A 12,123-nucleotide genomic window follows, 5' to 3' on the forward strand; every position below is an offset into this window, starting at 1 on the left:
CGTCTGATCAGGACTACTGACGCATCAGTCGAACCGGCCACCCCGTGTTCGACTGCCCGGCGAGCGTGTTTTCGTCCAGCTAGACCAAGCGTAACTGTGAGTTGGTGCAACCGCTCACAACATCGGCGGCGGCGACCTCCAATGTGATCTCGATGTCAGAACGCGACCGGACCTTGAGTGTCACCCAATGGCCGACGCACGGATCGTCCTTCATTAGGGCGAGGGAATAGGTCCGCCACGTTCCAATCTGCTCCTTGTCCGGGATGTTGACTTCGGCTCCGAGCGGGATCCTTGTTTCCTGACGGAACACAGCTTTCCAATTGCCGATGAAAGATCCTTTGACGGGACTGGGAAACGAGGTCTCGGCCTTTCGAAACAGGCCAAGCTGCGCCGCCGAATTCCGAGTCAGGTCTGCTCCGCCAAGATAGAGGCCGTCGTGGTATCGATACGCCACTCGACATCGCTTTTCGCTTGAGCCAGACCACGCCATATCGATGCAATACCGGCCCTGGTCGTCCACTTTCCATGTGCCCTGGCCAAAGAACACCCAAAGCCGGTCGGCCGATTGGCTCACCACAGAAAGTGTTCCGTCCTTGAGGTTATGAAAATGCAGGACGTGCCCGTTGCTTGGAGACACAAGATCCATGTCAGATTCGGGCTCGATGAGCTCATGCATTTCTCGCGGCGAAAGCGGCAGGGCGCCGGCTTCGAGCAACTCCTTTGCGCTGACAGATAGGTCTGGTGTCGCAAATGCACTCTGTGCCGCCAAGCCCGCAGCAGCGGCAAGAATGCCGCGCATGCGAAGCACGCAATCGAGCGGGCAACCTTCACGATGGTCATGTTGACTCCATCCACGATTGGCCTTACCCCGTTGTCCTCTTTGCCATGGTCATCGGAAAAGGGGCTGAGACGCAACAGGTTTCGCATTGGAATACAAAGGGGATGCCACGTCGTTTCGCGTCAATCGCATCCTTGCAACTGCTTCAAGTGTCGCGTGCGCAGGGACGCCTAGAAATGGAAAAACCCCCGGCCACAAGTGACGCGGGGGTCGACAATCCTGGCGCCTCGCTTACCACGGAAGCGACGCCCGACGCGGCTGGCTTAGCGCGGCGCAGCCGGCGCCATCGGGCTCGCCGGTGAATACGGCGACGCAGCCGGCGGCGGCATGGTCGATGCGGGCGGCATGCTGCCCGGATACGGCGCGCGCGGCTGCATCGTCGCCGGCGGCGGCATGTTGGACGAAGGCGCCGGCATCGTGGCCGGGGCCGGCATGGTCGACGTTCTCGGCATGGTGCTGACCGGCACCGGCGTAACGGTCTCGCGGATGGCGCCGCCGCCCATCACGCTGCCGTCGATGGTGGTGTTGCCGGTGCCCAGCACGCGTTGTTCGCAGGCCATGCGGTCGGCCGGCGGCTGCTTGTCGCAGCGTGCCAGCGCGTTCTGGCGGTAGACATCGGGCGAAGCGCTCGTCAGGTTGTTGCGCTGCGCAGCCTGTGCCGCCGCGCCGGCTTCGCGAATGCAGGCCTGTCGGTCCTGCTGCACGCCGTCGCAGGTGGCGCGCTCGGCCTGGTACTGGCCCTTTTGCGCGTGCGCGGCAGGCAAGAGGGCGAAACTGCCCACGGCCATCATCGCGGCGGCGCAGGTTGTTCGGAAAGTGGCGTTCATGTTCGGACTCCTGTAGGTCGTCCGGCGGGGCCGCAGCGCCCGGTGCGGGCGGCAAGGGCGCGCAGGAGCGCGTCGCCGGAGCCCCAGTGTGGCCGTGCCGTCGCAGCCGCGCTGTGGGACGCCCCGGGCGCTTGCCTGTCAGCCCGCCCGCGCAGGTTGGCGCAGGACCGCTCCTACAGTTCGACGCGCGCGGCCAGGCGGCTCAGACGCTCACTTCCGAAATCCGGCGCGCCAGGTGGGCCAGCGCCTCGTCGACCTGGTCGACCAGGATCAGCGACAGGTCGCCCGGTCCGAGCCGTTCCAGCGCATGGTCGATGGCGACGAACTCGCCACGGATCTCGTTGATCTGCCGCGTGCGGGCGGCGCCCTGCAGGCCCTGGCGCAGCAGCGCCATCACTTCGCCGTCGGCGCGACCGCGCTGCGCGGCGTCCTGGTAGAGGATGACCTCGTCGAAGGCCTGGCCCAGGATGGCGGTCTGCTCGCGGATGTCCTGGTCGCGCCGGTCGCCCGCGCCGCTGATCACCACCTGCCGCTTCCTGGCCGGCATGGCGTCGACCGCCGAGACCAGGGCGCGCATGGCGTCGGTGTTGTGGCCGTAGTCGGCGATGACGGTGGCGCCACGGTAGTCCATGACGTTGAAGCGGCCGGGCACGCCGGCGGCGTCGCTGTTGAAGCTGGCCAGTCCGCTGCGGATGGTGTCCCAGTCCACGCCCACGGCCCAGGCCGCGGCCACGGCGGCCATGACGTTGTCGACCTGGAAGGCGATGGTGCCGCCGCGGGTGATGGGCACGTCGCGCAGCGGCACGCGCTCGCGCCAGGCGCCTTCGGCGGCGATCACCGCATCCTGGTCCACGTACACGGTGCGGCGGCCCTGCGCGCGGTGCGTGGCCATGACCGGGTGGGCGCGATCGGCGGCGAAGAAGATGACGCTGCCGCGGCACACGCCGGCCATGGCGGCCACGTTCGGGTCAGCCGCGTTCAGCACGGCCCAGCCTTGCGGTGCCACGTTGCGCACGATCACGCGCTTGAGCACCGCCAGCTCTTCGACCGAGTTGATGTAGTTCAGTCCCAGGTGATCGCCCTGGCCGAGGTTGGTGACCACGGCCACCTGGCAGCGGTCGAAGCCCAGGCCTTCGCGCAGGATGCCGCCGCGCGCCACCTCGAACACCGCGGCCTCGACGTCCGGATGCAGCAGCACGTTGCGGGCGCTCTTGGGGCCGCTGCAGTCGCCGCTGTCGGTCTGCCGGCCGTCGATGTACACGCCGTCGGTGTTGGTCATGCCGGTCACCAGCCCGCTGGAGGCGAGCAGGTGGTTGATCAGGCGGGCGGTGGTGGTCTTGCCGTTGGTGCCGGTCACGGCCACCACGGGAATGCGGCCGTCGTCGCCGGGAGAGTACAGCTGGTCGACGATCGCCTCGCCGACCGGCCTCCCGCGGCCGAACGAGGGCGAAATGTGCATGCGCAGCCCCGGCGCGGCGTTGACCTCGACCACGCCGCCGGACTGCTCCTCCAGCGGCACGAGCACGCTTTCGCACACCATGTCGACGCCGCAGATGTGCAGGCCCACCATCTGTGCCGCCTCGATGGCGCGGGCGGCGATCTCGGGGTGCACGGTGTCGGTCACGTCGGTGGCGGTGCCGCCGGTCGACAGGTTGGCGTTGTTGCGCAGCACCACGCGCCGGCCCGGTTCGGGCACGCTGTCGGGCGTCAGGCCCTGGGCCTCCAGCCGGCTGATGGCGATGTCGTCGAGCCGGATCTTCGTCAGCGAGGTGGCATGGCCTTCGCCGCGGCGCGGGTCCAGGTTGATCGTGTCGACCAGCGCTCGCACCGTCGAGACGCCGTCGCCCACCACGTTGGGCGGGTCGCGCCGCGCGGCGGCGACCAGCCGATCGCCCACCACCAGCAGGCGGAAGTCGAAGCCCGGGAGGTATTTCTCGACCATCACCTCGCCGAACTCGGACGCCGCCACGTAGGCCGCGGCGAGTTGCTCGCGGTTGACGATGTTGACCGTCACGCCCTTGCCCTGGTTGCCGTCCTGCGGCTTGACCACCACCGGCAGGCCGATCTCGTGCGCGGCTTCCCAGGCGTCGTCCAGGCTGTTGACCGGACGGCCGCGCGGCACCGGCACGCCGGCGGCGTTGAGCAGTTGCTTGGTCAGTTCCTTGTCCTGCGCGATGGCCTCGGCCACGCCGGAGGTGGCGTCCACTTCGGCGGCCTGGATGCGGCGCTGGCGCGCGCCCCAGCCGAACTGCACCAGGCTGCCGCGGGTCAGGCGCCGGAACGGGATGCCGCGCGCGGCGGCGGCCTCGGCAATGGCGCCGGTGCTCGGGCCCAGCCGTTCGTCCTCGTCCAGTTCGCGCAGCCGGGCGATGGCCGCGGCCGCGTCGAAGGGCCGGGTCTCGTCCAGAGCGGCCTGGATCAGCGCGTGGGCCAGCTCGATGGCCAGTCGCCCGACAGCCTCCTCGCTGTACTGCACCACCACCTGGTAGATGCCTTCCTCGGACGTGGCCGCCGTGTGGCTGAAGTTGACGGCGCAGCCGGCATGCACCTGCAGCGCCAGCGCGGCGGCCTCCAGCACGTGCGCGAGCGCCAGCGGATGGCCGAGGGCGACGGGGTGGAGTTCGCCGATGTCGGGAAACAGCGCGCGCAGGCGGCGGTCGAAGCCGGGCAGCAGGTCGATGCTCGTCTCATTGCCGTCGCAGCGCACCACGGCTTCGATGGCGGTGTGCCGGCTCCAGAGGTTGGGCCCGCGCAGGGCACGTGTGCGGATGATGTCCATGGTGGGGCGCGTTGTCTTGTAGGTTTTGCGGCGGGGTACGTGAGCGGGGGCGTCGTTCAGTTCAGCTGCTGCGGCGACGTGTGCGTCGCCTCGGCGAAGGGCATCAGGCTCTGCGAAAGCTGCAGCGAGGACAGGGCCGTCGCCAGGTCGGCCTCGAAGGCCTGCACGCCGGCGCCGATCAGGTTCAGCGGGATGCCCATGGCCCAGCCGGCGGCCACGGCGGCCAGCACGCTTTCCAGCGAAATGCCGGCGTGGCTCGCGCGCCATGCGGTCAGGCGGCCGAGGCCGGGCAGGAAGGTCTCGCTGCTGCCGGTGGCCAGCACCACGCGGTCCTGCCGCACCAGCACGGCCTTGCCGCCGTCGCGCTGGTGCGCCGTCAAGGACGCCGCGTGCGGGTCGGCCGCATAGAGGATCACGTCGCCGTCGCACAGGGGCGCCATGCCGGCCACACGCGGGTCCGCGGCATTGAGCACCGCGGTGCCGTCAGGCAGCACCACGTCGACCTGCGTGCGCAGCACCTTCACCATCTGGTCGCTTTCGCCGATGTCGAACTCGGCGAGCCGGTCGGCGCCTTCCAGGTCGGTCACGATGCCGATCTGGCAGCGGTCGTAAGGCAGGCCGTCGCGCAGGATGGTTTCGGCACCGGCCTCGATCACCACTGCCTGGACCGCGCGGTTGACCAGCAGGCGGTGGCCGGCCGCGAAATTGGCGCTGTCGCGCGCATCCACGCGGCGCCGGTCGAGGAACAGGCCGTCGCGGCAGGCCAGGCCGGTGTGGTGGCCGCCCAGGCTGGCCAGCCAGGCCACCAGCCGCGCAAGCGCCGCCGTGTCCTGGGTGCCGGCCACGCCGACGATCGGGATGCGCCCCGGTCCCGCCTCGGCATCGCTCTCGTCGGGGAAAAGGTGGTCGCAGATGGCGCGGCCCACCGGCCGCGGCGCACCCACGCCCGGCTTGAGGTGCATCAGCAGCCCGGGCCCGGCGTTGACTTCGACGATGGCGCCGGCCTGGGCCTGCAGCGGACGCGAGATGTCGCGCGCGACCAGGTCGATGCCCGCGATGTCGAGGCCGACGATGCGTGCCGCGAGCACCGCGGCGTGCGCCACTTCGGGATGCACCTGGTCGGTACAGTCCGTGCCCAGGTTGCCGTTGCGCTGGATCGTCACCACGCGGCCGGCGGCCGGCACCGAGTCGCCGCCCAGTTGCTGGCGCTGCAGTTCGAGCTGGAGCTTGGCATCGTTGGCCAGGTCGATCACGTCCAGTGGAAATTCTTCCTCCGCGCCGCGCCGCGGGTCGCTGTTGAGCTGGCTGTCGATCAACTGCGCCACCGTCTGCCGGCCGTCGCCGGTGACCGTGATGACTTCGCCGCGGGCGGCCGCCACCACGCGACCGCCCACCACCAGCAGGCGGTGCTCGGCGCCCGGCACGTAGCGCTCGACCATCACGTCGCTGCCTTCCGGTTCGGCGACGGCGAAGGCGGCCATGACTTCCTCGCGCGTGTGCAGCTCGAGCGACACGCCGCGGCCATGGTTGGCGTCCGACGGCTTCACGGCCACCGGCAGCCCGATGTCCTGCGCGGCCTCCCAGGCCTCCTCGGCGCTGCCCACCACCTGGCCCTCGGGCACCGGCACGCCGCAGCTTTGCAACAGCGACTTGGTCAGTTCCTTGTCGCTGGCGATGGATTCGCCGATGGCGCTGGTGTAGTCGGTCTCGGCCGTCCAGATCCGGCGCTGAGTGGCGCCATAGCCCAACTGGACCAGGTTGCCGTCGTTCAGCCGGATGTGCGGAATCCCGCGGTCGGCCGCCGCGTTGACGATGCTCGCGGTAGACGGGCCGAGGTAGCAGGCGTCCAGCCGCGTGCGGACCGCGTCGACGCAGGCCTGCACGTCGGCCGGGCCGAACGGGTCGTCGTTGATCGCGGCCATCAGCAGGCGGTGGCCTTCGGCCAGCGCGGTGCGCGCCACCTGCTCGTCGCGCGCGCGAAACACCATGCGGTACACGCCGTGGCGGGACGTGCTGCGGGTCTGGCCGAAGCCGGTCGGCATGCCGGCCAGGTTGAGCAGTTCGATGACGACGTGCTCGAGCACGTGCCCCGACCAGGTGCCTTCCTCGAGCCGCTGGATGAAGCCGCCGCGCTCGCCCACGCCGCAGTGGTGCTCGATCAGCGCCGGCAGCAGCGCGGTCAGGCGCCCTGTGAAACCCTCGATCCTGTTGGAGGGGAAGTCCTCGAGTTCGCCCAGGTCGAGCCAGACCTCCAACACCGGACGGTAGGTCCAGATATTGGGACCGCGCAAATAGTTCACGCGAAGCAGGCGAATGTCGTCGAAACGGGTCATGAGAACGTTCGTAGGGCTACGGAGCGGGGAAACGGGCCGGCTGCCGGACCGGAATCCGGGACCGGGGCCTTCGGTCAGAATGAGCGCCCGGCGAACCCGCCGGGCGTGGAGTTGCGGCCAATTCGTCCCCGCTCCGCCATCGATCACCACATGGAAAAACTTGATTCACCGGCCGCCCTGGCGGACCAGGCCAGCGGCACCACGTTGGTGCCGCGAAGCCGGCTGGCTTCCGACGAAAACGTTCTCGCGAGCCTGGCGGTTGACCTGGACGGCAACCTGTGCTTTTCCGGCGGCTTCCTGGCCCTGACCGACCGGCGCCTGCTGGCGCGCGATGGCAGTGGCGCCTGGCGCGACTGGGCACTGGACCAACCGGGACTGGCCCTGCACCTGAGCGACCACGCCGGCGTGGGCACGCTCGACCTTGGCGATGGTCAAGGCATGCTGCAGCGCTGGCACTACACGCTGGCGCAGCAGGCCGCGGCCATGCGCCTGGTGCGCCTGTTCGAGCAGCGGGCCGGCGATGCCGCCGAAGTGGGCGCTGACCCGGCGGCGGCATCCGAGGTCGATCCCGAGCTGCAGCGCCCGCCGTCCACCTGGGTGCTGCTGCGCCTGGGACGGTTCGCGCGGCCGTACCGCCGCCAGCTGCTCGCCGGCTTCCTGTTGACGCTGGCGTCGACGGCGGCCACGCTGGTGCCGCCCTACCTGACCATCCCGTTGATGGACGACATCCTGATCCCGTTCCAGAACGGGCAGGCCATCGAGGTCAATGAGGTGCTCATGTACCTGGGCGCGCTGCTGGCCGCGGCGCTGCTGGGCTGGGGCCTGGGCTGGGCCCGCACCTACCTGCTGGCGCTGGTCTCCGAGCGCATGGGCGCGGACCTGCGCACCGCCACTTACGAGCACCTGCTGACGCTGCCGCTGGACTACTTCGGCAACAAGCGCACCGGCGACCTGATGGCGCGCATCGGTTCCGAGACCGACCGCATCAACGTGTTTCTTTCGCTGCACGCGCTTGATTTCATCAACGACGTGCTGATGATCGCCATGACCGCGGTCATCCTGGTGTCGATCAATCCGCTGCTGGCCCTGGTCACGCTGGTGCCGCTGCCGTTCATCGGCTGGATGATCCACGTCGTGCGCGACCGGCTGCGCACCGGCTTCGAGAAGATCGACCGGGTCTGGGGCGAGGTGACGAACGTGCTGGCCGACACCATCCCGGGCATCCGCGTGGTCAAGGCATTCGCGCAGGAGCGCCGCGAAGCCGAGCGCTTTCGCCAGGCCAACGCCCACAACCTGAAGGTCAACGACCGGCTCAACCGGACGTGGTCGCTGTTCACGCCCACGGTGTCGCTGCTGACCGAGGTCGGCCTGCTCGTGGTGTGGGCCTTCGGCATCTGGCAAGTGGCGCGCGGGCGCATCACGGTCGGCGTGCTTACCGCGTTCATCGCGTACATCGGGCGCTTCTACACGCGGCTCGATTCGATGAGCCGCATCGTCTCGGTCACGCAGAAGGCGGCGGCCGGCGCCAAACGCATCTTCGACATCCTCGACCACGTCAGCAACGTGCCGGACCCGGTCGACCCGGTGCGCCTGGGCACCGTGTGCGGCGGCATCGAGATGAAGGGGCTGGGCTTTCGCTACGGCAGCCGCGCCGTCATCCGCAACCTCGACCTGAGCATCCGGCCGGGCGAGATGATCGGCTTGGTGGGCCACAGCGGATCGGGCAAGAGCACGCTGGTCAACCTGATCTGCCGCTTCTACGACGTCAGCGACGGCGGCATCGAGGTCGACGGCACCGACATCCGCCGCTTTGCCGTGGCCGACTACCGGCGGCACGTCGGGCTGGTGCTGCAGGAGCCCTTCCTGTTCTTCGGCACCATCGCCCAGAACATTGCCTACGGCAAGCCGGACGCCAGCCGCGAGGAGATCGTCGCCGCGGCCCGCGCCGCCCATGCGCACGAATTCATTCTTCGGCTGCCGCACGGCTACGACTCGCTCGTGGGCGAGCGCGGCCAGGGCTTGTCGGGCGGCGAGCGCCAACGCATCTCGATCGCTCGGGCGCTGCTGATCGACCCGCGCATCCTCATCCTGGACGAAGCCACTTCTGCGGTCGACACCGAGACCGAGAAGGAGATCCAGAAGGCGCTGGACAACCTGGTGCAGGGCCGCACCACCATCGCCATCGCGCACCGGCTGTCGACGCTGCGCAAGGCCGACCGGCTGGTGGTGATGGACCGCGGCGAGATCGTGGAAGTGGGCCCGCACGACGCGCTGATGGCGCGCGAGGGCGCCTACTGGCGCCTCTACCAGGCGCAGGTCCGGCAGGTCGACGACGATGGCGACGAGGACGGCGCGGGCGCCCCGGCACCCGTGCAGGCGCATGCCGCCCATCCGGCGGGGGAGGCGTAGCATGGCAGTGGCCGAAACGAACACGACACCCGGCATGGTGCTGGAACGCGATGCCTTCGGGCGCTTGCTGCTGCGCGGCGCCGAAGGCGCCGGCGAGGTGGTGCAACCGGTGCGCGCCTTTCCGCTCAGCGCGCCCGACGCCGGCATCTCGCTGGTGGGCGAGGACGGGCGCGAGCGGGCCTGGATCGCCCGCCTGCAGGAGGTGCCCGAGCCCGTCCGCGCCTTGCTGCTCGATGCGCTGGCCGTGCGCGACTTCGCGCCGCGGCTGCTGCACCTGCACGCGGTCTCCAGCTTCGGCGTGCCCAGCACCTGGACCGTGACCACCGACCGCGGCGAGACGCAGTTCGTGCTCAAGGCCGAGGAAGACATCCGCCGGCTCGACGGCGGCGCGCTGCTCGTCACCAGCGCGGCCGGCGTGCAGTTTCGCGTCGAGCGGCCGGCGGCGCTCGATCGCGCCTCGCGCCGCTTGCTCGAGCGCTTCCTGTAGGCTCGACGGCCATGCACACATCCGCGCTCGTACTCTTTTCCGGCGGCCAGGACTCCACGACCTGCCTGGCCGACGCGCTGTCGCGCTACGAGCGGGTCGAGACCCTGGGCTTCGACTACGGCCAGCGCCACCGGGTCGAGCTGGACGTTCGAGGCGCCGTGCTGGAACGCCTGCGCCGCGAGTTTCCCGAGTGGGCCCCGCGCCTGGGCGACGACCACCTGCTCACGCTGGACGTGCTGGCGCAGGTGAGCGAATCCTCGCTCACGCAGGACATCGCCTTCGCCATGCAGGAGGGCGGGCTGCCCAACACCTTCGTGCCCGGGCGCAACCTCCTGTTCCTCACGCTGGCCGGTGCGCTGGCCTACCGGCGCGGCCTGGATGTCATCGTGACCGGCGTGTGCGAGACCGACTATTCCGGCTATCCCGATTGCCGCGACGACACCATGAAGGCCATGCAGCTGGCCCTGTCGCTGGGCATGGACCGGCGCCTGGTCATCGAGACGCCGCTCATGTGGATCGACAAGGCCGACACCTGGGCCATGGCCGAGCGCCTGGGCGGACAGGCGCTGGTGCGCCTGATCGTCGAGGAAACGCACACCTGCTACGTCGGCGAGCGCGGGCAGCTGCACGACTGGGGCTACGGCTGCGGCCGGTGTCCGGCCTGCGAGCTGCGCCGGCGCGGCTGGGAAGGCTACGCCGGCTGAATCCCTCGTCGCGGGCGGCGCGCGATCGTGCCGCCCGCGCCCCAGATCAGGCGACTGGTGCGACGAAGGCGATCAGCCGGCCAAGGCGGCGAATCACGTCCGAGGTCACGATGAACTGCGGCTTGTCGCGCTTGACGTAGGGCTCGATCTCCGGCGGCGCATCGGCCGGGTAGGGCGAGGTGTCGTAGATGTCGCCTACGTGTTTGCTGCGATACGCCGTGCCCGTGTACGGGGCTGCCGGGCCGGGCCCGCGGAACGGGTTGACGATTTCGGGCACCGGCGAGGTCCAGTAGTTCTTGCTGCCCAGGTCCTCGATCAACTGGTCGACCTCCGCTTCGGGCACGGTGGGCGTGGTCATCCTGGCGCCGTCGAAGAGATCGGCGAAGTCCACCTCGCGAATGCCGAAGTACTTCGGCAGCGGCACCGGCTGGCTGACCTTGAGTGGTGAGCGCGCCACCATGGCGGCCACGTCGGCGTCGCTCATGCCGCTGAGCTGCGCGTAGCGGCTTTCCAGGCTCGCGATGTTGACTGCCCGGCCGGCCGAGTAGTGGCTGATGGTGTTGGTGATGTCCTTGTCGAAGTAGTAGGCGCCGTTGTTGATATTCGAGCCGTACCGGTGCACGTACAGCGGCTCGTTGGTGTCCAGCTCGACGAACGTGGGGTGGGTGCGGCCGCCGCCCAGCAGCGGATTGCGCTGCGCGGCGTCGGCCGGCAGCGGGACCGTCTTGAGCCAGGCGATGGCTTCCGGAATGCGCGCCAGGAACTTGCGATCACCGGTGAGCGTGAAATAGTTGAACAGCTGCTGGATGTTGGTCTGCGTCGTGTGCGTGGCCAGCGAGCGCGGCTCGTAGCTGCGGGCGCCGGCTGGTGCACCGGCGGGGCGGCCGTTGGTTTCGCGCGAGAGATGCTGCAGGCTCCAGCCGGCCTGCGTGCCCGTGTTCTGCAGCGCGCGCATGCACTCCATGGCGCGCAGGATGCTGTCGATCAGATCGGTGCGGCCCAGCGTCATCACGCACAGCGTCAGGAACTTGATGTTCTCGCCCATCACGTCGTCGTTGAACGTCACATGAAGCGTGTAGTCGCCATCCTCCATGCCCGCGCGCGCCCCGGGGGGCAACTGCTCAGCGTTGGGCTGCGCCATGCTGGACTTCGAGCCGGCGTAGTGCGGGAAGCGCTGTGGCCAGCCGCCGCCGGCGATGCCGAACTCGGGCCCGAACTGCGCGCTGCGGACGAATTCGATCGCCTTGTTGACGGCCGACTCGAAGCGCGCGTCCTTCTTCTCCAGCCACATGCGGAGCATGAACTGCGAGGCGACGGCCGTGCCGGCGTCGTCGAAGGTGGCGTTGCCGTAGTAGTTCTGGAACTCCTCCAGCCGCCAGCCGTTCCTGCCGATGGTCTCGTACCAGTGCTTGAGGGACTCCTCGCCGGCGAAATCGTGGATGTAGTTCCAGCCGCCGGACGCATGCTGGGCGGCAGCCACTGCCAGCGCCGTGCGTTCGGCCGCCTGGTAGAAGCGTTCGTCGCCGGTGGCATGGTAGGCATCCAGGAAGATGTGGCCGACCGACGGGGTGCCCGGCGGCTGGATCCAGCACATGGTGCGCTTGGCTTCCATCTCGCCGAAGGTCTGGGTCAGGTCGGGCGAATACGACCAGACGTAGCCGCCCTGGTACGACACCACTTCGTCCATATAGGTCACGGCGCGTTTCATGGCATCCGCAGCGCGGCCCTGTGCGCTCGCGGGAGCGG

At 69.3% G+C, this 12,123-nt stretch carries 8 protein-coding genes; 3 read left to right on the forward strand and 5 right to left on the reverse strand.

Features of this window, described 5'->3' with window-relative positions:
• Window positions 1-79 precede the first annotated feature (79 nt).
• From VES41_RS02865 to cphA (VES41_RS02880), 4 genes are all read right to left on the reverse strand, one after another.
• Entirely contained in the window at window positions 80-799 is a 720-nt protein-coding gene (locus tag VES41_RS02865; protein ID WP_324812728.1) for a hypothetical protein, read from the reverse strand.
• A 302-nt stretch (window positions 800-1,101) separates the two neighbouring features.
• A complete protein-coding gene (locus VES41_RS02870; protein WP_324812731.1) occupies window positions 1,102-1,665 on the reverse strand; it encodes a hypothetical protein in 564 nt (187 codons plus the stop codon).
• Window positions 1,666-1,867: 202 nt separating this feature from the next.
• The gene (gene cphA / locus VES41_RS02875) at window positions 1,868-4,444 is read right to left on the reverse strand and encodes a cyanophycin synthetase (RefSeq protein ID WP_324812734.1); all 2,577 of its coding nucleotides are present in this window, start codon (window positions 4,442-4,444) and stop codon (window positions 1,868-1,870) included.
• 56 nt (window positions 4,445-4,500) lie between these two features.
• Window positions 4,501-6,777 carry a cyanophycin synthetase gene (cphA, locus tag VES41_RS02880; RefSeq protein WP_324812737.1) on the reverse strand — a complete coding sequence of 759 codons (2,277 nt, stop codon included), beginning with the start codon at window positions 6,775-6,777 and terminating at the stop codon, window positions 4,501-4,503.
• Window positions 6,778-6,927: 150 nt separating this feature from the next.
• Here cphA (VES41_RS02880) and VES41_RS02885 point away from each other — a divergent pair, with 150 nt between their 5' ends.
• The 3 genes from VES41_RS02885 to queC are packed head-to-tail and all read left to right on the forward strand — an operon-like array spanning window position 6,928 to window position 10,377.
• The gene (locus VES41_RS02885) at window positions 6,928-9,186 is read left to right on the forward strand and encodes an ABC transporter ATP-binding protein (RefSeq protein WP_324812740.1); all 2,259 of its coding nucleotides are present in this window, start codon (window positions 6,928-6,930) and stop codon (window positions 9,184-9,186) included.
• A 1-nt stretch (window position 9,187) separates the two neighbouring features.
• On the forward strand, window positions 9,188-9,673 hold the full coding sequence (locus VES41_RS02890) for a DUF1854 domain-containing protein (RefSeq protein WP_324812742.1): 486 nt from the start codon (window positions 9,188-9,190) through the stop codon (window positions 9,671-9,673).
• A gap of 11 nt (window positions 9,674-9,684) precedes the next feature.
• Window positions 9,685-10,377, forward strand: a complete 693-nt coding sequence (gene queC / locus VES41_RS02895; RefSeq protein WP_324812744.1) for a 7-cyano-7-deazaguanine synthase QueC — start codon at window positions 9,685-9,687, stop codon at window positions 10,375-10,377.
• 46 nt (window positions 10,378-10,423) lie between these two features.
• Here the strand turns inward: queC and VES41_RS02900 are convergent, their stop codons facing one another.
• Window positions 10,424-12,085: a pectate lyase gene (locus VES41_RS02900; RefSeq protein WP_414719003.1), complete on the reverse strand. Its 1,662-nt coding sequence runs from the start codon at window positions 12,083-12,085 to the stop codon at window positions 10,424-10,426.
• Window positions 12,086-12,123 lie beyond the last annotated feature (38 nt).

This window comes from Variovorax sp. (assembly GCF_035634955.1).
Taxonomy (GTDB): Bacteria; Pseudomonadota; Gammaproteobacteria; order Burkholderiales; family Burkholderiaceae_C; genus Variovorax.

Bases quoted from the DNA above. Each gene is read 5' to 3' on its own strand.
- queC (WP_324812744.1), top strand. From the start codon at position 9,685: ATGCACACATCCGCGCTCGTACTCTTTTCCGGCGGCCAGGACTCCACG.
- cphA (WP_324812734.1), bottom strand. From the start codon at position 4,444: ATGGACATCATCCGCACACGTGCCCTGCGCGGGCCCAACCTCTGGAGC.
- VES41_RS02865 (WP_324812728.1), bottom strand. From the start codon at position 799: ATGCGCGGCATTCTTGCCGCTGCTGCGGGCTTGGCGGCACAGAGTGCA.
- cphA (WP_324812737.1), bottom strand. From the start codon at position 6,777: ATGACCCGTTTCGACGACATTCGCCTGCTTCGCGTGAACTATTTGCGC.
- VES41_RS02870 (WP_324812731.1), bottom strand. From the start codon at position 1,665: ATGAACGCCACTTTCCGAACAACCTGCGCCGCCGCGATGATGGCCGTG.
- VES41_RS02885 (WP_324812740.1), top strand. From the start codon at position 6,928: ATGGAAAAACTTGATTCACCGGCCGCCCTGGCGGACCAGGCCAGCGGC.
- VES41_RS02890 (WP_324812742.1), top strand. From the start codon at position 9,188: ATGGCAGTGGCCGAAACGAACACGACACCCGGCATGGTGCTGGAACGC.
- VES41_RS02900 (WP_414719003.1), bottom strand. From the start codon at position 12,085: ATGAAACGCGCCGTGACCTATATGGACGAAGTGGTGTCGTACCAGGGC.